The following is a 19724-nucleotide window of genomic DNA, read 5'->3' as shown; positions in this document are numbered from 1 at the left end:
AAATACCGCACACGAAATTTCAGCCCAGATTGAACAGGCCACAGCCATGAGCATCATGAACAACAGCGGGCATATCCGCATTTTTGACACCACCTTGCGCGACGGGGAACAATCCCCCGGCTGCTCGATGAACCTCGAGGAGAAGCTGAAGGTCGCCGCCCAGCTGGAAGCGCTGGGGGTGGACATCATCGAGGCCGGCTTTGCCATCGCCTCCGAAGGCGATTTCGAAGCCGTGCAGGCCGTCGCCAACCAGGCCGACACCGCCATCGTCGCCAGCCTGGCCCGCGCCGCCGCCGCCGACATCGAACGCGCTTGGGCGGCGCTGAAGGGCGCCAGGAACCCGCGCATCCACACCTTCATCGCCACCAGCCCGCTGCACATGAAGGTGAAGCTGAACAAGTCCCCGGAAGAGGTGCTGGAGGCGATCCGCTTGTCTGTCGGCCTCGCCCGCAATCTGTGCGGCGATGTCGAATGGTCGGCTGAGGATGCCACCCGCTCCGATCCGGATTTCCTGTGCCGGGCGGTGGAAATGGCGATCCGCTCGGGCGCCACCACCATCAACCTGCCCGACACGGTGGGTTATGCCACGCCCGAAACCTATGGCGCGATGTTCAGGGACGTCATCACCCGGGTTCCGAACGCCGATCAGGCGATCTTCTCCACCCATTGCCACAATGATCTGGGCCTCGCCGTCGCCAACACGCTGGCTGCGATCATGGCTGGCGCCCGCCAGGTGGAAGCCACAGTGAACGGCATCGGGGAGCGTGCCGGCAATGCCGCGGTGGAGGAAATCGCCATGGCGCTGCGTGTGCGCCAGGACGTGATGCCCTATCAAACCCGCATCGTCACCACCGAGATCACCCGCGCCAGCCGGCTGGTGTCGGGCGTCACAGGCATGCAGGTGCAGGCCAACAAGGCCATCGTCGGTGCCAACGCCTTTGCCCATGAAAGCGGCATCCACCAGGATGGCATGCTGAAGGACAGCTCCACCTATGAGATCATGACGCCGGAAAGCGTCGGGCAGGGGGCGACCAACCTGGTGCTGGGCAAGCATTCCGGCCGCGCCGCCTTCCGCTCCAAGCTGGCGGAGCTGGGCTATGACCTCAGCGACAACGAGTTTGGCGACGCCTTCAAGCGCTTCAAGGATCTGGCCGACTCCAAGAAGCAGGTGTTTGACGAGGATATCATCGCGCTGGTCGATGACGAGGTGCTGCGCGGGCATGACCGCATCCAGGTGGTGGAGGTGGAGGTCTATTGCGGCAGCAACGGCCCGCAGCGCGCCATCCTCACCCTGTCCATCGACGGGGAGGAGGTGACCGCCGCCACCAAGGGCAATGGCCCGGTCGATGCGCTGTTCAACGCCATCCGCAAGCTGGTCCCGCATGAGGAGGCGGTGCTGAACCTCTATCAGGTTCATGCCGTCACCGCCGGCACCGATGCCCAGGCCGAAACCAGCGTGGTGCTGGCCGAAAACGGCCGCACCGTGCGCGGCACCGGCGCCCACACCGACACGCTGGTCGCTTCCGCCCGTGCCTATGTGAACGCACTCAACAAGCTGATGGTGAAGCGGGGCAAATCGGCGCTCTCGGCTTCAGCGTGAGCCGGCGGCTCGTCATCGTCTACAACGCCAACGCCGGAATATTGGCGGGGGTGATGGACAGCGTGCACAAGATCGTCTCGCCATCCACCTACCCCTGCCAGCTCTGCGCCGTCACCTATGGCCTCACCAGCATGCGGCGCGAATGGCGGGCGTTTCTGGACGAGACGGGGCTGGAGACGGTCTTTCACCACCGCCCGGACTTCCGCGCCGCCTTTCCGCACGTCGCCGATTGGCCGCTGCCGCTGGTGGCGGTGGAAGACGGCGGGCAGCTGACCCAACTGGTCACCGCCGCCGATTTCACCGCCATCCCCGACCTGCCCACCCTGATCCGCGTGGTGCGGGAACGGTTGGCACCCTAAAATCCTCCCCCTCTGGGGGAGGTGGCAGCCGCAGGCTGACGGAGGGGGCGCGCGTGTTGGCGTTGGCAAGCCCCCTCCGCCCTGCGGGCACCTCCCCCAGAGGGGTAGGATCATCACTGAATCAATTCCCCCAGCAACGGATTGGGAAAGCGCCGCCGCTGGGTGATGGCGTGGAAATCCTCGGTCAGGCCGGGGATGGTGAACACCGCCTCCAGCGTGCCGGCGGCCAGTTCATCCTTCACCACGATCGGCGGCACCAGCGTGAGCGCTTCCGATGAGCGCGCCAGCAGGCGCAGCATCGCCATGTCGTCCACCTCGGCCAGGATGATCGGCTGGATGCCGGCGGCATCGAGCAGCTGATCGAACCCGGTGCGGATATCGGTGCCCTTGGTTGGCAGCAGCACCGGCAGCTTGGCCAGATCCTGCGGAAACGCCAGCGGCCGGCGCAGCAGGCCGGGCGGTGCAACCAGGCCCACCGGCTGCTGGGCGATGCGCCGGCACAAGATGTCGGGCGCGATGCTGCCGTGCGGCGGCTGGTTGGCCAGCACCACGTCCAGCTCATGCGCCTCCAGCTGCGCCAGAAGGTCGCGCATGGTGCCCGACAGCATCACCAGCTCCACATCGCGCCGGCCGATCAGCGGCGCGATGAACTCGGCCTGGAAGTTGCGCGACAGCGTGGGCAGCGCGCCGATGCGCAGCACCTGCTGATCGATGCGCACCCGGCCGGCCAGCGTCTGCTGCAGCGCCTCGCCGGCGGCAAACACCGTGTCCGCATAATCCAGCGCGATTTTCCCGGCCTCCGTCAACGACATGCGCCGTGGGCCGCGATCGAACAGGGCGTGGCCCAGCGCCTCCTCCAGGCTCTTCAATTGCACCGAAAGCGCCGATTGCGACAGGTTCAACTGCTCCGCCGCGCGGGTCAGGCTGCCGGCGTGGGCGACGGCGTGGAAATAGCGCAGATGGTTGTAATTGAGTGCCGGCATGGCTTCACTTTCACAAAAACGAACGAACCATCATAATATATCTATTTTACGTGGATCATGACAGCCCATAGATGGCCAGTCGTTCCCTGCCTCCCATGGAGTGACACCGATGACCATCACCCCGCTTGTCTGGAGCGCGCTTGCCGGCCCGCTGGCGCTGCTCGCCGTGGCGCTTCTGCCCGCCGCCAATCCCAAGGCGCTTGCCGCCAACGCCCGCACCGCCGCGCTGATCGCCTTTGCCACCGCGCTGGCCGGCGCCATCGGCGTTGTCCTGGCCGGCCCGTTCAGCGTCACGCTGCCCGGCGTCTCCATCCTGTTCGATGGCCTCACCGCCGTGATGTTCCTGCTGGTCAGCTTTGTCGGCAGCATCGTCGTCCACTTCTCCCGCAACTATATGGCCGGCGATCCCGGCCATGCCCGCTTCACCCGACTGCTGTCGGTCACGCTTGCCAGCGTGCTGCTGCTGATCCTGTCGGGCAACATGGCGATGTTCTTCGTCGCCTGGGTGGCAACTTCCGTCGGCCTCAACCAGCTGCTGATCTTCTATGGGGACCGGCAGGCCGCCATCCTCGCCGCCCGCAAGAAGTTCATTGCCAGCCGCATCGGCGATGCCGCGCTGGGTGTTGCCATCTACAGCCTGTGGCAGGCCAGCGGCACGCTGGAATTCACCGGCATGGTCGAAGCGCTGAAGGCGCAGGGCACGGCCACCCCGGGCGTGATCCTGGCCGGCGTGCTGATCGCGGTCGCCGCCCTGCTGAAATCCGCCCAGTTCCCGCTGCACGGCTGGATCACCGAAGTGATGGAAACCCCCACGCCGGTCTCCGCCCTGCTGCACGCCGGCATCATCAACGCCGGTGGTTTCCTCGCCCTGCGTTTCTCGCCGCTGCTCGAACTCTCCACCCCGGCGATGGATCTGCTGCTGGTGGTGGGCGGCTTCACCGCGCTGTTTGCCAGCGTCGTCATGCTCACACAAAACGCCATCAAGGTCTCGCTGGCCTGGTCCACCATTGCCCAGATGGGCTTCATGCTGCTGCAGTGCGGCCTGGGTGCCTGGCCGGCGGCGCTGCTGCACATCGTCGCCCACTCGCTCTACAAGGCGCACGCCTTCCTGTCCTCGGGCAGCGTGATCGATATCGCCCGCGCCAGCTGGTCGCCCAGCCCCGGCGGTGCCCCGCATCCGGCGCGCCTCGCCATGGCCGTAGCCCTGGTGCTGGCCGCGGTGGGTGTCACCGGCACGCTGTCGGGCTTTGAAGTCGCCTCCCAGCCCGGCGTGTTCGCCCTCGGCGCCATCCTGCTGATGGGCCTCACCCACTATATCGCCCAGTCGATCGATCAACGCCCCACCGGCTTCGTGATTGCCCGCACCGTGGTCGGCGCCATCGCGGTCGCCACCGGCTGGTTCACCCTGCAGGCCGGCATGGCCGCGCTGATGGCCGGCACGCTGCCGGCAGAGGCCGCCCGCACCGATCTGGTCGCCCTGATCGCCATCGCCATCATCGTCGCCGGCTTTGCCGCCCTCACCATCGGCCAGGCCAGCTTCATCACCGCCAAGGGGGCCGCGACCCCGGCCTGGGCCCGCGCCTTCTACGTGCATGTCCAGAACGGCCTCTATGTGAACACGCTCGCCAACCGGCTGGTGCTGGCCCTGTGGCCCACCGGCCTGCCGGCCCGGCGCTGATCCCCCCATTTCGCGAAAGGTCCTGAACCATGATGACCGACACCGCTGCCCCCGCCACCACCACCGAAGCCCTGGCCACCCCGCCGGCCCCGCCCGCGCTGGAAACCGCCATCGCTGCCGCCTGCCAGCGCATCGCGCCGCTGTGGCCCTTGAAGCACTTCGTCGCCGTCAATCCCTATCTGGGCTTCTCGGGGCAGAGCTTTGCCGCCACCACCGCCACCATGCGCCGCGTCGCCAAGGTGGACATGCTGATGGCCCGCCCCTTCTATCGCGAAGCGCTGGCCGCCGGCATCATCACCGATGCCCATATCGCCGAAGCCCTCGCCCGCGCCCCGGCCAACTCGCCGATCCCGGCCGATGTGGCGCTGGCCAAGGCGGCGTTGGCGCGCGACCCGGCCGAACGGAAGGGCGGCCCCGCCGTGGTCGCCACCATCGCCGAAGTGCTTGACCGGCTGTCCTCCGGCGACCGTCAGGCCAGCCGCACCGCCTTCATGGTCGATGAAATCTCACGCTGGTGCGCCGCCTATTTCGATGAAGGCCAGGCCAGCTGGCAGATGCCGCAGCGCGGCCTCACCCCATGGAAGGCCTGGCGCGAAACCATGCGCCATGATCGCAATGCCGAAGCCATGGGCATCAAGGATTTCCGCCGCATCATCGCCGATCTGCCGGCCGATCCGGTTGCTGCCATCGGTCTGATCGTCGAAGCCATCGGCATCCCCGAACGCGCCCAGACCGATTATCTGCACCGCGCCCTGTTCGATATCGGCGGCTGGGCCGCCTATGTCCGCTACCTCGTGTGGGACAACAATCTCTACGGCCGGCAAGACAATCGCCTGGTCGAGCTTCTCGCCATCCGCATGGCTTGGGGCTATGCCCTGTTCCGCCAGCGCACCGATGCCGAATTCCAGGCCGCCTGGGCTGCCGAAATGCAGCAGGCCGCCCAGCTGCCTGATGATGCGGGCCTGTCGGCCGATCCCGATCTGGCGCTCGATCTGGTCTTCCAGGAAGCCTATGAAATCGCGTGGCAAAAACAGCTGCTCGGCAAGCTGGCCCGCGACGAAGCCGCCGCCCAGCCCTTTGCCATCCCCGCCCGCTCCGGCCGCAAGCCGCTGCAGGCCGCCTTCTGCATCGATGTCCGCTCCGAAGTCTATCGCCGGGCGCTGGAACAGGTGGTGCCGGGCGGCGAAACCATCGGCTTTGCCGGCTTCTTCGGCTATCCGATCGAATATGTGCCGATCGGCCGCGAATCGGGCGGCGCCCATTGCCCGGTTCTGCTCACCCCGGCCTTCACCATCACCGAAATGGTGAACGGCGCCGATCCCGCCGTCGAAACCGAAGTGCTCGGCCTGCGCCTGCTGCGCCGCCGTGCCGCCAAGGCGTGGAAAAGCTTCAAGCAATCCGCCGTCTCCAGCTTCACCTATGTGGAGGCGATGGGCCTCGGCTTTGCGCCCAAGCTGGTGTCCGACGCGCTCGGCCTCACCCGCACCGTCTCCGATCCCAACACCGATGGCCTTGATGCCAACGTGATCGGCAAGCTCGGCCCGCGCCTCGATCCGGTGCTGGTCGGCGGCCGCATGACCGGCCTCAACGCCGAACAGCGGCTCAACCAGGCCGAAGCCGTGCTGCGCGCCATGAGCCTGACCGGCGATTTCGCCCGCCTCGTCCTGCTCGCCGGCCACGGCAGCACCACCGCCAACAACCCGCACGCCTCCGGCCTTGATTGCGGCGCCTGCGGTGGCCACACCGGCGAAGCCAACGCCCGCATCGCCGCCGATATCCTCAACGATCCGGCGGTGCGCAGCGGCCTCCGCGGCCGCGGCATCCACATCCCCGATGATTGCTGGTTCCTCGGCGCCATGCACGACACCACCACCGATCAGATCAGCATCTTTGATCGGGATCGCGTGCCGCCGGCCCTGCGCGCCGATCTGGCCGAACTCGATGGCTGGCTCGACCGCGCCTCGGCCCTCACCCGCCGCGAACGCGCCCGCTTCCTCGATCTCGACGCCCCCGATGGCGATATCGATGCCCAGGTGCTGCGCCGCAGCCGCGATTGGGCCCAGGTGCGCCCGGAATGGGGCCTGGCTGGCAACGGCGCCTTCATCGCTGCCCCGCGCCACCGCACCGCCGGCATCGATCTCGGTGGCCGCAGCTTCCTGCACAGCTATGACTGGCAACAGGATAATGGCTTCGGCGTCCTCACCCTGATCATGACCGCGCCGATGGTCGTGGCCAGCTGGATCAACCTCCAATATTACGGCTCAACCGTGAACAACAAGGTGTGGGGCGCCGGCAACAAGGTGCTGCACAACGTCGTCGGCACGCTGGGCGTGCTCGAAGGCAACGCCGGCGACCTCAAGACCGGCCTCGCCTGGCAATCGGTCCACGACGGGACAAAACTGCTCCACGAACCGCTGCGATTGAACGTCTTCATCGAAGCCCCGCTGGACGCGATGACGGGCGTCATCATGAACAGCCAGACCGTGCGCGAATTGGTCGACAACCAGTGGATCCACCTCTGGGCGATCGGCGACGACGGCCAGGTCTCCCACCGCTACCACCGGGATGGCGAATGGACCGCACTCTGATCTGAACTGACCGAACCGGCGGCGGCGTTGATGAAAAGGCAGCGCCGCCGTTGGCGTTCAGGGGCAGAAGAAAAGGGCCTCCGGCGGCCAGGGTCGAAGACCCTGGACCCAATTCGCTTTCGGGTGTGCTGCATGGGGAGCGCGTCCGCCTTCGCCCTCTTCCCAGTCGCTCCAAATCCCCGTCGCCCCGTGCTTGACACGGGGCTTGGCTATCGTTCTTGCACATCCGGCTCTGCTGTTCGGAACAAGAACAGCCCAAATCCTCATGCAGTGTGACTGCGTTCCGCCTGAAAATGCCTGACCGCAACTTGCCTGATTTGCCAATTTCAGACAGATTTCATGCTTGGCATTGGGGCAACGGCGATGAATCTGAAGAATTTTGCTTTGCTGTCGGCCATGGTCATCGTCGTGAATGCCTGCTCTCCGGCACCCGAGACGCCTCCCCTCTATGGCGTGTCCGACCTTGAATCGCAGCGCGTGTCTGGGGCCGAAATCGTGGCTGTGCCCGGCGGCCAATCATTTGATCAAGTGAGCGCAAGGGTAACGCTGGATGTGGATGGCCGCGTTGTCGATGCGCGCTGGACGGATGGTGGCTATCCTCGCACCAAACCCGGCAGCCGGATAACGGACGCGGCCTTGGCCGCCGTTCGGCAATGGCGATTCCGGCCGCAGTCGTTCGAAGGCAAGCCGATCAGGGCCGTGGGCGAAGTGACAATCCAGCTGCGCCCAGCCGAAATCCCGGCGAACCCGGCGGTGCCATTTCCCACCGCGCCGCCCGAGGACATCGAAATCAGCCTCATTCGCACCGCCTGTTTCGGAATCTGCCCGGATTACAAGCTGACGGTGACGGGCGATGGCCGCGTGACCTATGAATCGGGGGAAAATCTGCTGCCGGGGACGGCCGCCGAGGTGCATCGCCAATTCAACGGCCTCAATGTCCTGCTGGCTGGCCGATATGAGGCGAGAGTCAGTCCGGCGGCGGTGGCGGCCCTGCTCGCACGGTTTCGCGCTGCCCGGTTCTTTGGCCTGAAACCCCAGTATTCTGCCAGCATCACCGACATCCCGACCTATGTGCTGGAGTTGCGCGTGGGCACCCGGCGCATGCGCGTGGTGGATTATGCAGGCGGAGCAGTCGGGATGCCCGCGGTGGTGACGGAACTGGAGGACGCGGTTGACCAGTTGGCCGGCAGCGACCGCTGGGTGTTCGGCAACCGCGAAACGCTGGCCGCACTGAAAGCCCGGGGCTTTGCCGTGCGCTCTCCGGCGGCGGCCGCGCTGGTGGTGGCGCTCCTCAGCCGGGACTTCTGGTTGCCCGCAAAGGGTGATTCTGATGGCTTGCTGCGCGCGCTGATCGCTGAGGGCCTGGATCTCGACGCCGCAGTTCCAATGCCGCCAGAGGGCGGCCGTCCGCGGCCGCCCACCACGGTTGGGGCGGTGATAGCGAGCCATGCGGCGCGCATCGGCAACGCGACGCTGTTCGAACAGATGGCGCGCCAGGGCCACTTGGCCCACCTGGGCCAGGGCGAACTGAATGAATTGTTCCAGACCGGCATGGGATGCAGCCCTGCCATCGCCCGTGCCCTGGTGACGGCCGGTGCCAATCCGAAGTCGATGGGAGAGCGTGGCAATGCGCTGCATGCGATCGGCGACACCTATGGCGCATGCCATGAGCGGCCGGAACAGCAACGGGCCAAGATGGCGGCAGCGCTGATCACCCTGGGGGTGCCGGTTGATGCGCGCAATGAAGATGGGGAAACACCGCTGATGGGGTGCAATGATCCCGCCATGGCCAAGCTGCTGGTGCAGGCCGGTGCCAACCCCGACGCGAAGGCCGGCGATGGCACGCCCGTGCTGCTCTCCTTGACGGATGACCGGGCCATCGTGACCTTGCTGCGCGCCGGTGCCAATCCCAGGGTGCGTGACCGTCACGGCACACTGCGCCAGCAGGCTCGCGCGTGGCATCAGCCTGCTACGCTGGCGTGGCTTGATGCCCATGGCATTGCCTGACTGTCAGCAGGCCCTCTTTCTTTCTCCCGTCACCCCCGCCATGATGCCGCGCATGAGCAATCCGCCCCCCGACGACAGCGCCCGCTGGTTCCGCCGCGCCCTCGCCGCCATGGCCGGCATCGGGTTGGCGCTGGCGATCTGGCAGTTGCAGCAGTTGGTGCTGGTGATTTTTGCCAGTGCGCTGGTCGGGTTGATGCTCAGTGATTTTGCCGCGTTTCTGCAGCGGGCGCTCAGGCTGCCGTTTGCGTTGGCGATTGCGGCGGCGGTGTTGATTCCGCTGTTTGCGCTGGTGATCATTTTTGGCCTGTTCGGCACGTTGATGACGGAGCAGTTCATCATCCTGTCGCAGCGGCTGCCGGCGGCGGTGGCGACGGTGGAGGGGTGGATCAGGGCGACGCCGATTGGCGCCGATGTCATGGCCCAGGTGTCGGGCTATGCGCCCAAGGTGTCTCAGGTGGTGGATATCGCGCAGGCGACTCTGGCCAATGTCGGTTCGGCGGTCACTGGGCTGGCGGTGGTGCTGGTGGCAGCGCTCTATCTGGCGGCGCAGCCCCGGCTGTATGTTGATGGCCTGATCGATATGCTGGCGCCCGAGACCCGCCCGCGCGTGCGGGAAGCGGTGGGGGTGATCAGGGCTTCGCTCACCGCCTGGTTGAAGGGGCAGGCGATCGGCATGGCCTTTGTGGCGGTGGGCACCTCCATCGGCCTGTGGATTGTCGGCCTGCCGTCGCCGCTGGCCATCGGGCTGGTGGCCGGCCTGTGCGAATTCGTGCCCTATCTGGGCGTGGTGCTGGTGGCCATTCCCACGGTGATCCTCGGCTTCGGCCAGGGGGTGGAATCGGGCATCTTCACCATCATCGCTTTGGCGGTGGTGCAGCAGTTGCAAGGCAATGTGGTGATGCCGATTGCCCAGAAAACCTTTGGCGATCTGCCGCCGGTGCTCACCATCTTCAGCCTGATTGCCGCCGGCACGCTGCTTGGGCCGTTGGGCGTCATCCTGGCGGTGCCATTGACCGTGGTGTTCATGGCGCTGCTGAAGGTCCGTCTGGCGTGGTTGGGCCGGAGTTCATCGCTGACCGGCGGCTGAGGGCCCTTGCGCCAGCCGGCGGCGCGTGTATCAGCCGGGCTCCCCACCATGGCCAGCCAGCATCCTGCCTTCCTGATCATCGATCGCACCGCCGTGCTGTTTTGCGGCGTGGCGGCCGGTATTGCCATTGGCATCGCCTTTGCGCCGCAGATCAATGGCTGGCTGGGCGATGCCCCGGCTGCTGTGGGCGCGGCACTGCCGCCGGCCAAGGGCGGCCTGCCCGGCGAGGTTGCCGGTGATGCTGATGCTCCCGCCGCGCTGCGCCGTGCGGTGGCGGAAAAGCGCAGTTTCCGCATCGGCGTGTTTGGGGACAGTTTCGGCGATGGCTTGTGGGCGGCGCTCTACAACCAGCTGCCCCGGCGGGAAGCGTTCCATGTCCTGCGCTATGCCCAGCAGGCCACCGGCTTCACCCGCTATCGCCAGCTCGATCTGGAAGAAAAGCTCAGCGCGCAGCTCGCCGAAGGGCCGGTGGATGTGGCGGTGATCAGCTTTGGCGCCAATGATATCCAGGGCCTGCTCGTGGGCGGCAAGGCGGCGGCCTTCCTGTCAGAAGGCTGGAAGGCCGAGATCGGCGCGCGCATCACCCGCTATGTGAAGCGCCTGCAGGATCAGGGCGCGGAGGTGTTCTGGGTTGGCCTGCCGCTGATGCGCGACAAGGATTTCGATGCCAAGGTGCAGGCGCTCAATGCCTTTCAGGCCGGGCTGATGCGCGATCTGGGGGTGCCGTTCATCGACACGCGCGCCAGCGCCGCCGGGCCGGATGGGGCCTATGCCAGCCATCTGATCGATCCCAAGACGGGCGCGCCCTGGCTGGTGCGCGCCGGCGATGGCATCCACATGAGCATGAAGGGCTATCGCCTGCTCACCGCCGATATCGCCACCCGCGTGCGCGCCTGGGGCGCTGCGGCGCGGGGGGACAAGCCGGTCGCGCCCGATCTGGTGCCGCCGCCGGTGGTGGACAAGCCGGCGCCCGCGCCCGCCGAAGGCCAGGTCGGCGATCCGCCCGAAACCATCGTGAGTGACGTGCTGGCCCCAACGACAACTCCGGCCCCAGCCCCAACCGAGCCGTCCCCGCCCAGCGACGCGCCCACCAATCTGCTGCCGCCCGTTTCCGAGCCGGCACCGCCGCCACCAGCCGAACCGGCGCCCGCGCCACCAAAGGCCGCCTGATGCTGGCCGGGCTGGCCCTGCTGGCAGCGCCCTGCCTGGCGGCCCTGTGTGGGGCGGAAACCCTGGCCGGGGTGCCGCTCAGTGCCAATGGCCTGCCGCCGGGCCGGCCGCTCCATATTCTCCAGATCGGCGATTCCCACACCGCTGGAGACAGCATCACCGGCGCGCTGCGCGATGCGCTGCAGGCCCGGCTGGGCAATGGCGGGCGCGGCCTGATGCCGGCTGGCCGGCCGCATCCCGGCGTGCGCACCCGCGGTGTCGAAACCGCGATGAGCGGCGGCTGGCAATCGCGCGGCCTGTTCGGCAGCGGGGCCGGCGAAACCTGGCCTCCGCGTGGGCTCACCGGTTACACGCTCACCAGCCGCACCCGCGGGGCCTCGCTGTCGCTCAGCGCCGATGCCAGGAACGAATTCACCGCCTTCGGCCTGTGTGTCGCCGCCGGCCCCAGCGGCCCGCGCCTGTCGATCAGCGTGGGCGGCATCACGCAGGATGTGGATTTCACCGCCGACAGCGACACGCCCAAATGCCAGCGCTTCACCAGCGAAACCGCCGCCCGCAGCGCCCGGCTGGAGCTGTTGTCGGGCGAAGCCATCATCACCGGCTGGTGGCTGGAGCGCAGCCAAGGGGTGATCGTCTCCAATCTCGGCGTGCCCGGCAGCCAGCTGCAATTCCTCGGCCGCGCCGATACCGCGACCATGGCCGCCCAACTGGCCGCGCTGCCGCCCGATCTGATCATCCTGGCCTTTGGCACCAACGAAGGCTTTGCGCCCAACTTTGATGCCATCCGCCTCGAAAGCCAGATCCGCGAACAGGTCGCCCGGCTGCGCGCATTGGCCGGCCCGGTGCCGATCCTGCTGCTGGGCCCGCCCGACGCCGCCAGCCGCAACGGCGCCCTGGCCGGCAACGCCCCCGGCGAAGCGGTGGACTGCAACCCGGCGATCATGGCCGGCCCCGGCCGCCTGCCGGTTGATGGCATCGATATCCCGCTGTGGAACGATGGCGATGGCGTGCTCGCCCCCGATCCGGTCACGCTGGCGGGCCCGGCCATGCGCTGGGTGCGGCGCGGCGGCCTGCTGTTCACGCCGCCGGCCCTGGCCCAGGTCGCGGCGGTCGAGCGCCGGGTGGCGGCCGATCTCGGCCTCGCCTTCTGGGATTGGCGCGCGCGCCAGGGCGGCGCGTGCGCGGCGGTGAAATGGACCCAATCCTATCTGATGGGCCCGGATTTCATCCATTATTCCCCGGCCGGCGGTGTGGAGATCGCCCGCCTGCTGCTCGCTGATCTTGATGCCGCCCGGGCCCCGGCTGGAACCGCCCCCTGATGCTGTTCCCCACGCTCGATTTCGGCCTGTTCTTCCTGCCCGTCCTCATCCTCGTCTGGACGGTCGGGCAGGCGAGCAACGAATGGCGCAAGATCATCCTGCTGCTGGCCAGCTGGGTGTTTTACGGCGCCTGGGATTGGCGCTTCGTGCTGCTGCTGATTGCGTCCGCCGCCATCAACTGGCTGCTCGCCGCCCGGATCCAGCGCCGGCTTGATGACGGGCAGGGGGTGCAGCCCTGGCTGGCCATCGGCGTTGTCGCCAATCTGCTGATCCTGGGCTTCTTCAAATATTTCGGCTTCTTCCTGGAGGAACTGGCGCCCATCCTCGTTGCCGCCGGCTTCGGCCGCGATCTGCCGGTGCTGGAGGTGATCCTGCCCGTCGGCATCAGCTTCTTCACCTTCCAGGGCATGAGCTATCTCATCGATATCGCCCGCCGCAAGACGCAGCCCGCCAGCTTCCTCGACATCACCTTGCTGATGAGCTTCTTTCCCCACCTCGTCGCCGGGCCGATCGTGCGCGCCAGCCATCTGGTGCCGCAGTTCCAGTCGGTGCCACGCCTCACCCGCACCATGGTGGCCGGCGGCCTGATCCTCATCACCTGGGGCCTGTTCAAGAAGGCGGTGATCGCCTCTGAACTCGCCACGCGCCTCGTCGATCCGGCCTTTTTCGATCCCACCGCCCAGACCGGCCCCGATCTCTTGGCGGCCGCTTATGGCTATGCGGTGCAGATCTATTGCGATTTTTCCGCCTATTCCGACATGGCGGTGGGGCTGGCCGCGCTGATGGGCTATCGCTTCCCGCGCAACTTCGATCAGCCCTACCGCGCCGCCTCGCTGCAGGATTTCTGGCGGCGCTGGCACATCAGCCTGTCGAGCTGGCTGCGTGACTATCTCTACATCAGCCTGGGCGGCAACCGTGGCGGCATCTGGTACATCTGCCGCAACCTGATGCTCACCATGCTGCTGGGCGGCATCTGGCACGGCGCGAAATGGACCTTCCTGATCTGGGGCGCGCTGCACGGCGGCGTGCTGGCGATCGAACGGCTGTGGCGCGAATTTCGCCCGGCCGGCTTCCCGCGCCTGCCCACGCCCATTGCCGTGCTGCTGATCTTCCACATCGTTGTCGTCGGCTGGATCTTCTTCCGGGCCGACAGTCTGGATGGCGCGCTCACCTATCTGGCGCAGCTGGCGGCCTTCCGCCCCGGCGTGGCGCTGGCCGGGCCGCTGATGTGCGGGCTCATCGCGGTCGGCATGGCCTTTCATTTCACCCCGCCCGGCCTGTTCGCCGGCCTCACTCGCCGCCTTGCCGCCTGGCCGGCGCCGCTGCTGGGCCTCGCCGTCGGCCTTGCCGTGCTGATCATCGATGCCATGCGCTTTGAAGGCGTCGCCGCCTTCATCTATTACCAGTTCTGAGGGAGGAGCCGGTGGCCGAGGATTTTTCGTCCCCCGTCGATATCGAAGGCGACGAACAGGGCCTCTCTGGCCTCGGTCTGCTCGCCGTCGCCATGGGCGTGGCGCTGTTCGTGCTGGCCATGCTCAACGCCCATGCGCTGGCCGCCTGGGCCGATGGGCTGGAACCGGGCGCCCGCTCGGCGCGCATCGGTGCCGTGGCGCACGGCCTTGCCGATGCAACGGCGGCGCGGGGCCTGGATGGCCCGCGCGCCGCGCTGCACGATGAATGGAACCAGGTGAAGGCCGCCCGCTTCACCGGGCAGCAAGACGCCAATCAGCGATAGAACACGTGATCGTCCAGCCGCGTCACCTTGGTGCGGCTGCGGAAGAAGCTGTTCGGCCGCTTCCAGGTGGCGCGGAAATAGAGCGCGCCCTTTGAATGATCCGGCACATCGCCGGCCAGCACGGCGCGGGCGACGGCCACAGCCTCGGCCCATTCGGCGCTCTTGCGGTTCGGCTTGTAGCGGGCGAGGCGGAAAAACTGGCCGCGCTGGTTGGCGACCTCGCACACATGATCGCCAAAACCCTGCTTCACCCGGTTCACCAGCACCTGGGCCACGGCGATCTGGCCCTTCTTCGGCTGGTTGCCGGCCTCGTGATGCACAACCTTGGCCATGCAGTTGATGGCCTTGGGATCAAGAGCGGCCTGACGGCGGGCGGCGTCTTCTGCCTTGTCCTGCGCCAGCGTGGCGGCGGCCACAGCGGCGGCGCTTTGCCCACCAACTGGCGGGCTCGTGCTGGTCACATTGGCCAGGGCCATCCCCGAAACCAGCAGAACGGCCGCACCAGCGGCCAAAATCGAAATGCGCGGTGAAAAATCCACGGTTCAAACCAAAACTGCGCTTCTGCGGCCGGCGGGAACCCAAACTCCGGTCCCGAGGCGACAGACACGACGTGCAGGGCGGCCAGAAACACAGCGCCAATCCTGCCAGCAACAGACGGCCGGCATGCCAACCTGTTCATCTGCGGTCAAGCCGGCGCGCGACGAACCGCCCGCCAGCCTCGGCCAGTGGAGGCCCGCATCAACCGTCCAGCAACGCCTTCAACCGGTCGTTCACCACGCCGGGGGCGGCCTTGCCGGCCATGGCGCGCATCACCTGGCCGACGAAGAAGCCGAACAACTTGTCCTTCCCGCCGCGATATTCGGCGACCTTGTCGGGGTTGGCGTCCAGCACGGTCTGGATGGCGGCATCGATGGCGCCGGTGTCCGAAACCTGCTTCAGGCCGCGCTGCTCCACGATCGCGCCGGCGCGCTCGCCGGTTTCCAGCATGGCTTCAAACACCTGCTTCATCAGCGGGCCCGACAGCGTGCCATCGGCGCCCAGCGCCAGCAGTTCGGCAAGCGCATCCGGCCCAACGGGGCTCTCACCAATATCCTTGCCCAACCGCTTCAGCGCGCCAAACAGATCGCCCGAAACGAAATTGGCGACGCGCAAGCTGACCTCGGCCTGGTCCTTGCCCAGCTTGGCCGCCGTTGCAGCCAGCGCGGTTTCAAACCAGTCGGCGGTTTCCTTCTCCGCCGTCAGCACGCCGGCAAGATAGGGCGACAGGCCCAGATCGGCCTGATAGCGCGCGCGCTTGGCCGCCGGCAGTTCCGGCAGGCTGGCGCGGCACTGGTCGATGAACGCTTCATCAAACACCAGCGGCAACAGATCGGGATCGGGGAAATAGCGATAATCATGCGCGTCTTCCTTGCCGCGCATCGAACGGGTGGTGCCGCTGTTCGGATCAAACAGCCGGGTTTCCTGCACGATCGACCCGCCGCTTTCCAGCACGTCCACCTGGCGCTTCGCCTCATGCTCCACCGCAGCCATGATGAAGCGCACGCTGTTCACATTCTTGGTTTCGGTGCGGGTGCCAAAGGGCTGGCCGGCCTTCCTCACCGAGACATTGACATCGGCCCGCATCGAGCCTTCGTCCATATTGCCGTCGCACGAGCCCACATAGCGCAGCAGCTGGCGCAGCGCCGCGACATAGGCGCCGGCTTCGGCCGGGGAGCGGATATCCGGGCGCGACACAATCTCCATCAGCGCACAGCCCGACCGGTTCAGATCGACGTACGACATCGACGGGTGCAGATCATGCACGCTCTTGCCGGCGTCCTGCTCCAGGTGGATGCGCTCGATGCCGATGGTCTTGGTGGTCCCGTCGTCGAGGGTGATTTCCAGCGACCCTTCACCGACGATCGGGTGATAGAGCTGGCTGATCTGATATCCCTGCGGCAGATCGGGGTAGAAATAATTCTTCCGGTCAAAACGCGACCATTTGTTGATCTGCGCATTGATGGCGAGCCCGGTGCGCACGGCCTGGCGCACGCATTCGCCGTTGATCACCGGCAACATGCCCGGCATCGCCGCATCCACCAGGCTCACCTGGGCGTTGGGCTCGGCGCCAAATTCGGTGCTGGCCCCTGAAAACAGCTTGGCCTGCGCCGTTACCTGGGCATGGACTTCCAGCCCGACCACGATTTCCCAATCGCCGGTGGCGCCCTTGATCGTGAACGGTTTGGTGGCGGATTCTGCGTCGCTCATGGCCCTCCCTTTGGCGGCAAGCCCCGCGCTTGGCAAGTCGGCCACTTGCCCCCCACGGCCATGCGCCGGCCATGACGCGCCATCGCGCCCTCGATGGCCTGCGCGGCCTGTGCGCCCTGTTGATCTGCCTGTTTCATTTCAAGGCGGCCGGCCCGCTTGCGGCCGCGCCCTTGCTGCGCGGCAGCTGGCTGTGCGTGGATTTCTTCTTCGTGCTGTCGGGCTTTGTCATCGCCGCCGGCTGGGGCGGCCGGCTGGAGCGGCCGGCGGATCTGCCGCGTTTCCTGCTGTTGCGGCTGGCGCGGGTGTGGCCGCTGCACATGGTGATGCTCTGCCTGTTTCTCGCCACCGAATATGCCGGCGCGGCGCTGTCTGGCCTGGGCATCATGCACCGCCCGGCCTTCGGGCCCGGCCATGGCCCCGATGATTGGCTGGCTTCGGCCCTGCTGTTGAACTGCTTCGGCCTTACCAGCGGACCGGCATGGAATGTGCCGGCCTGGAGCATCGCCGCTGAATATTGGAGCTGGGCGATCTTCGGCCTTGCCTGGGTGCTGGGCGGGCGGGAGCGGCCGTGGCTGATCCTGATGCTGGCACTGCTGGCGTGGACGGCGATGCTGGCCGATGGCGGCGGCCTGGGCCGCAGCTGGGACGGCGGGCTGTGGCGCGCGCTGTGCGGTTTCTTCGCCGGGGTGCTGGTGCAGGCGGCACCGCGCTGGCAGCCGGGCAGTGCTGCCCGGGCCAGTGTTGCAGAAGCCGCGGTGCTGGCGCTGGTGGTGGCGGTGATGCTGGCCAATCCGCGCCCGCCGCTGGATCTGGCGGCGCCGCCGCTGTTCGCGCTGGTGCTCTGGGTGCTGGCCGCCGATGCCGGGTGTTGCAGCCGCTGGCTGGGCGTGCCGCTGCTGCAGCGGCTGGGCCAGTTGAGCTGCTCGGTCTATCTGGTCCATGCCTTTGTGCAGGCACGGCTGGGCGATGCGCTTGATCTGTTGCCCCGGATCTGGCCCGGCCTGCCGGCGCTGCACGCGCCGCAGCCGGACGTGTTTGGCCGCAGCCCGGCCGAAGGGCTGGCGATCACCGCCGCCATGCTGGCGCTGGTGATCGCCGCGGCGCTGCTGGCCAACCGCTGGGTGGAAATGCCGGTCCGCGCCTGGGCGCGGCGGCGCTGGCACCCGGCTGGTGTGGCGGTTACGGCCGTGCCGTGAAGCCCGCCGCCCGCTCGATGGCCAGGCCGGCATCCAGCACGCCCATCTCGTCCAGCGGCCGCCCGATGATCTGCAGGCCCAGCGGCAGGCCCGATGCCGACAGGCCGGCCGGCACGCTCATCGCCGGCAGGCCCGCCAGGCTGGCCGGCACGGTGAAGACGTCGTTCAGATACATGGCGATGGGATCGGCCTTGGCGCCAAAGGCAAAGGCCGGGCTGGGCGCGGTTGGCGTCAACAGCACGTCGCACTGCTGGAAGGCCAGCTCGAAATCACGGGCGATCAGCGCGCGCACCTTTTGGGCCTGGGTGTAGTAGGCGTCATAGAAGCCCGCCGACAGCACATAGGTGCCGATCATGATGCGGCGCTTCACTTCCTTGCCAAAGCCGGCGGCGCGGGTGGCGGCATACATGTCGTGCACATTGCCGCCCGGCGGCGTCACCCGGTTGCCGTACCGCACGCCGTCATAACGGGCGAGGTTGGACGAGGCTTCGGCCGGCGCGACGATATAATAGGTGGGCAGGGCATATTTGGTGTGCGGCAGCGACACCGAAACAATTTCCGCCCCTTCACTGCGCAGCCAGGCAATGCCCTGATCCCACAGCGCGGCGATTTCCGGGTCCATCCCGTCCAGCCGGTATTCGGCCGGAATGCCGACGCGCTTGCCCTTCATCGCGCCGGTCAGGCCGGCGGCGAAATCCGGCACCGGCAGATCAAGGCTGGTCGAATCGCGATCGTCAAAGCCACACATCGATGTCAGCAGATGGGCGCAATCGCTGACGCTGCGCGCCATCGGCCCGGCCTGATCCAGGCTGGAGGCAAAGGCGATGGTGCCCCAGCGGCTGGCGCGGCCATAGGTGGGCTTGATGCCGGCAATGCCCACGAAGGCGGCGGGCTGGCGGATCGAACCGCCGGTATCGGTGCCGGTGGCGCCGGCGCACAGGCGGGCAGCGACCGCAGCGGCCGAACCGCCCGACGAACCGCCGGGCACCAGCTCCGCATCGGAACCGCGCGCCTTCCACGGGCTGATCACCTTGCCAAAGGCGCTGGTCTCGTTGGACGAGCCCATGGCAAATTCGTCCATGTTGAGCTTGCCCAGGAACACCGCGCCATCGCGCAGCAGATTGGCGGTGACCCCGGATTCATAGCGGGGCACGAAGCCCTTCAGGATTGCCGAACCTGCCGTCGTCTGCACGCCTTCGGTGGCAAACAGATCCTTGATGCCGAGCGGGATGCCCGCCAATGGCCCGCCGCGCGTGCCATCGTCCACGGCCTTGGCCTGCGCCAGCGCCAGCTCCGGCGTTTCGACGATATAGGCATTCAGATGCCGGTTGGCCGCCATGGCATCGAGATGGGCCTGGGTCAGCTCCACGGCGCTGAACATGCGCGCCGCCAGGCCCGCCTTCATCTCGGTGAGCGACAGATCGGTGAGATTGCTCATTCGATCACCTTGGGCACGGCAAAGAAACCGCTGGTCGCCTCGGGCGCATTGGCCAGCACCTTCTCGGGAATGCCGCCATCGGTCACGGCATCGGCGCGCCAGCGCAGATGGCCGGGCATCACGCTGGCCATCGGCTCGACGCCCTTGGTGTCAACCTCGCCCAACTGCTCGATCCAGCCCAATATGCCATTGAGCTGTTCGGTCAGGCCCGGCACCTCGTCTTCGGTCACGGCGATGCGCGCCAGGCGCGCGATCTTCCGCACGGTTTCGCTATCAACAGACATGGCCTGCCGCTAGCAGGCCCAAGGCCTGTCAAC

16 protein-coding genes are annotated in these 19724 nt (G+C 67.2%); 11 read left to right on the top strand and 5 right to left on the bottom strand.

The genetic code is table 11. The annotated features are described in order from the left end of the window. Positions 1-46 precede the first annotated feature (46 nt). A complete protein-coding gene (locus AC6BOR_RS07225; protein WP_498060503.1) occupies positions 47-1600 on the top strand; it encodes a 2-isopropylmalate synthase in 1554 nt (517 codons plus the stop codon). Next, positions 1597-1959, top strand: a complete 363-nt coding sequence (locus AC6BOR_RS07220; RefSeq protein WP_498060501.1) for a hypothetical protein — start codon at positions 1597-1599, stop codon at positions 1957-1959. Before AC6BOR_RS07225 ends, AC6BOR_RS07220 begins: the two co-directional genes overlap by 4 nt. Before the next feature lie 113 nt (positions 1960-2072). Here the strand turns inward: AC6BOR_RS07220 and AC6BOR_RS07215 are convergent, their stop codons facing one another. Then, the gene (locus AC6BOR_RS07215; RefSeq protein WP_498060500.1) at positions 2073-2942 is read right to left on the bottom strand and encodes a LysR family transcriptional regulator; all 870 of its coding nucleotides are present in this window, start codon (positions 2940-2942) and stop codon (positions 2073-2075) included. A gap of 109 nt (positions 2943-3051) precedes the next feature. Between AC6BOR_RS07215 and AC6BOR_RS07210 the strand changes: the two genes are divergently transcribed. The 8 genes from AC6BOR_RS07210 (at position 3052) to AC6BOR_RS07175 (ending at position 14526) form a co-directional block, all read left to right on the top strand. After that, on the top strand, positions 3052-4620 hold the full coding sequence (locus AC6BOR_RS07210) for an NADH-quinone oxidoreductase subunit L (RefSeq protein ID WP_498060499.1): 1569 nt from the start codon (positions 3052-3054) through the stop codon (positions 4618-4620). Positions 4621-4649: 29 nt separating this feature from the next. Further along, on the top strand, positions 4650-7208 hold the full coding sequence (locus AC6BOR_RS07205) for a YbcC family protein (RefSeq protein ID WP_498060497.1): 2559 nt from the start codon (positions 4650-4652) through the stop codon (positions 7206-7208). A 363-nt stretch (positions 7209-7571) separates the two neighbouring features. After that, complete coding sequence (locus AC6BOR_RS07200) at positions 7572-9215, top strand: DUF6438 domain-containing protein (protein ID WP_498060496.1); 1644 nt, start codon at positions 7572-7574, stop codon at positions 9213-9215. Positions 9216-9267: 52 nt separating this feature from the next. After that, entirely contained in the window at positions 9268-10302 is a 1035-nt protein-coding gene (locus AC6BOR_RS07195; RefSeq protein WP_498060495.1) for an AI-2E family transporter, read from the top strand. Positions 10303-10350: 48 nt separating this feature from the next. After that, positions 10351-11472: an SGNH/GDSL hydrolase family protein gene (locus AC6BOR_RS07190; RefSeq protein WP_498060494.1), complete on the top strand. Its 1122-nt coding sequence runs from the start codon at positions 10351-10353 to the stop codon at positions 11470-11472. Then, complete coding sequence (locus AC6BOR_RS07185) at positions 11472-12791, top strand: GDSL-type esterase/lipase family protein (RefSeq protein ID WP_498060493.1); 1320 nt, start codon at positions 11472-11474, stop codon at positions 12789-12791. Before AC6BOR_RS07190 ends, AC6BOR_RS07185 begins: the two co-directional genes overlap by 1 nt. Then, positions 12791-14203, top strand: coding sequence for an MBOAT family O-acyltransferase (locus AC6BOR_RS07180; protein WP_498060492.1), 1413 nt, complete (start codon positions 12791-12793; stop codon positions 14201-14203). Before AC6BOR_RS07185 ends, AC6BOR_RS07180 begins: the two co-directional genes overlap by 1 nt. A gap of 11 nt (positions 14204-14214) precedes the next feature. Beyond that, the gene (locus tag AC6BOR_RS07175) at positions 14215-14526 is read left to right on the top strand and encodes a hypothetical protein (protein WP_498060491.1); all 312 of its coding nucleotides are present in this window, start codon (positions 14215-14217) and stop codon (positions 14524-14526) included. Here the strand turns inward: AC6BOR_RS07175 and AC6BOR_RS07170 are convergent. Together AC6BOR_RS07170 and gatB are read right to left on the bottom strand one after the other, a co-directional pair. Then, entirely contained in the window at positions 14517-15002 is a 486-nt protein-coding gene (locus AC6BOR_RS07170; protein ID WP_498060489.1) for a cell wall hydrolase, read from the bottom strand. The two genes, AC6BOR_RS07175 and AC6BOR_RS07170, sit on opposite strands and share 10 nt — an antisense overlap. A 262-nt stretch (positions 15003-15264) precedes the next feature. Beyond that, entirely contained in the window at positions 15265-16773 is a 1509-nt protein-coding gene (gene gatB / locus AC6BOR_RS07165) for an Asp-tRNA(Asn)/Glu-tRNA(Gln) amidotransferase subunit GatB (RefSeq protein WP_498060487.1), read from the bottom strand. 71 nt (positions 16774-16844) lie between these two features. Between gatB and AC6BOR_RS07160 the strand changes: the two genes are divergently transcribed. Next, positions 16845-17969, top strand: coding sequence for an acyltransferase family protein (locus tag AC6BOR_RS07160; RefSeq protein WP_498060485.1), 1125 nt, complete (start codon positions 16845-16847; stop codon positions 17967-17969). Here AC6BOR_RS07160 and gatA read toward each other — a convergent pair. Next, positions 17953-19407, bottom strand: a complete 1455-nt coding sequence (gene gatA, locus AC6BOR_RS07155) for an Asp-tRNA(Asn)/Glu-tRNA(Gln) amidotransferase subunit GatA (protein ID WP_094472517.1) — start codon at positions 19405-19407, stop codon at positions 17953-17955. The two genes, AC6BOR_RS07160 and gatA, sit on opposite strands and share 17 nt — an antisense overlap. Continuing rightward, positions 19404-19691, bottom strand: coding sequence for an Asp-tRNA(Asn)/Glu-tRNA(Gln) amidotransferase subunit GatC (gene gatC / locus AC6BOR_RS07150; protein WP_498060484.1), 288 nt, complete (start codon positions 19689-19691; stop codon positions 19404-19406). Before gatC ends, gatA begins: the two co-directional genes overlap by 4 nt. Positions 19692-19724: the final 33 nt, after the last annotated feature.

The organism is Sandarakinorhabdus sp. FBCC-B8862, assembly GCF_059745315.1.
Note: the sequence above shows the minus strand (reverse complement) of the source record. Positions and strands in the feature narration are given on the sequence as shown.

Coding starts and splice junctions, on each gene's coding strand:
- AC6BOR_RS07180 (WP_498060492.1), top strand. CDS start 12,791: ATGCTGTTCCCCACGCTCGATTTCGGCCTGTTCTTCCTGCCCGTCCTC.
- AC6BOR_RS07210 (WP_498060499.1), top strand. CDS start 3,052: ATGACCATCACCCCGCTTGTCTGGAGCGCGCTTGCCGGCCCGCTGGCG.
- AC6BOR_RS07200 (WP_498060496.1), top strand. CDS start 7,572: ATGAATCTGAAGAATTTTGCTTTGCTGTCGGCCATGGTCATCGTCGTG.
- AC6BOR_RS07225 (WP_498060503.1), top strand. CDS start 47: ATGAGCATCATGAACAACAGCGGGCATATCCGCATTTTTGACACCACC.
- gatA (WP_094472517.1), bottom strand. CDS start 19,407: ATGAGCAATCTCACCGATCTGTCGCTCACCGAGATGAAGGCGGGCCTG.
- AC6BOR_RS07190 (WP_498060494.1), top strand. CDS start 10,351: ATGGCCAGCCAGCATCCTGCCTTCCTGATCATCGATCGCACCGCCGTG.
- gatB (WP_498060487.1), bottom strand. CDS start 16,773: ATGAGCGACGCAGAATCCGCCACCAAACCGTTCACGATCAAGGGCGCC.
- AC6BOR_RS07185 (WP_498060493.1), top strand. CDS start 11,472: ATGCTGGCCGGGCTGGCCCTGCTGGCAGCGCCCTGCCTGGCGGCCCTG.
- AC6BOR_RS07170 (WP_498060489.1), bottom strand. CDS start 15,002: ATGGCCCTGGCCAATGTGACCAGCACGAGCCCGCCAGTTGGTGGGCAA.
- AC6BOR_RS07160 (WP_498060485.1), top strand. CDS start 16,845: ATGACGCGCCATCGCGCCCTCGATGGCCTGCGCGGCCTGTGCGCCCTG.
- AC6BOR_RS07205 (WP_498060497.1), top strand. CDS start 4,650: ATGATGACCGACACCGCTGCCCCCGCCACCACCACCGAAGCCCTGGCC.
- gatC (WP_498060484.1), bottom strand. CDS start 19,691: ATGTCTGTTGATAGCGAAACCGTGCGGAAGATCGCGCGCCTGGCGCGC.
- AC6BOR_RS07215 (WP_498060500.1), bottom strand. CDS start 2,942: ATGCCGGCACTCAATTACAACCATCTGCGCTATTTCCACGCCGTCGCC.
- AC6BOR_RS07195 (WP_498060495.1), top strand. CDS start 9,268: ATGAGCAATCCGCCCCCCGACGACAGCGCCCGCTGGTTCCGCCGCGCC.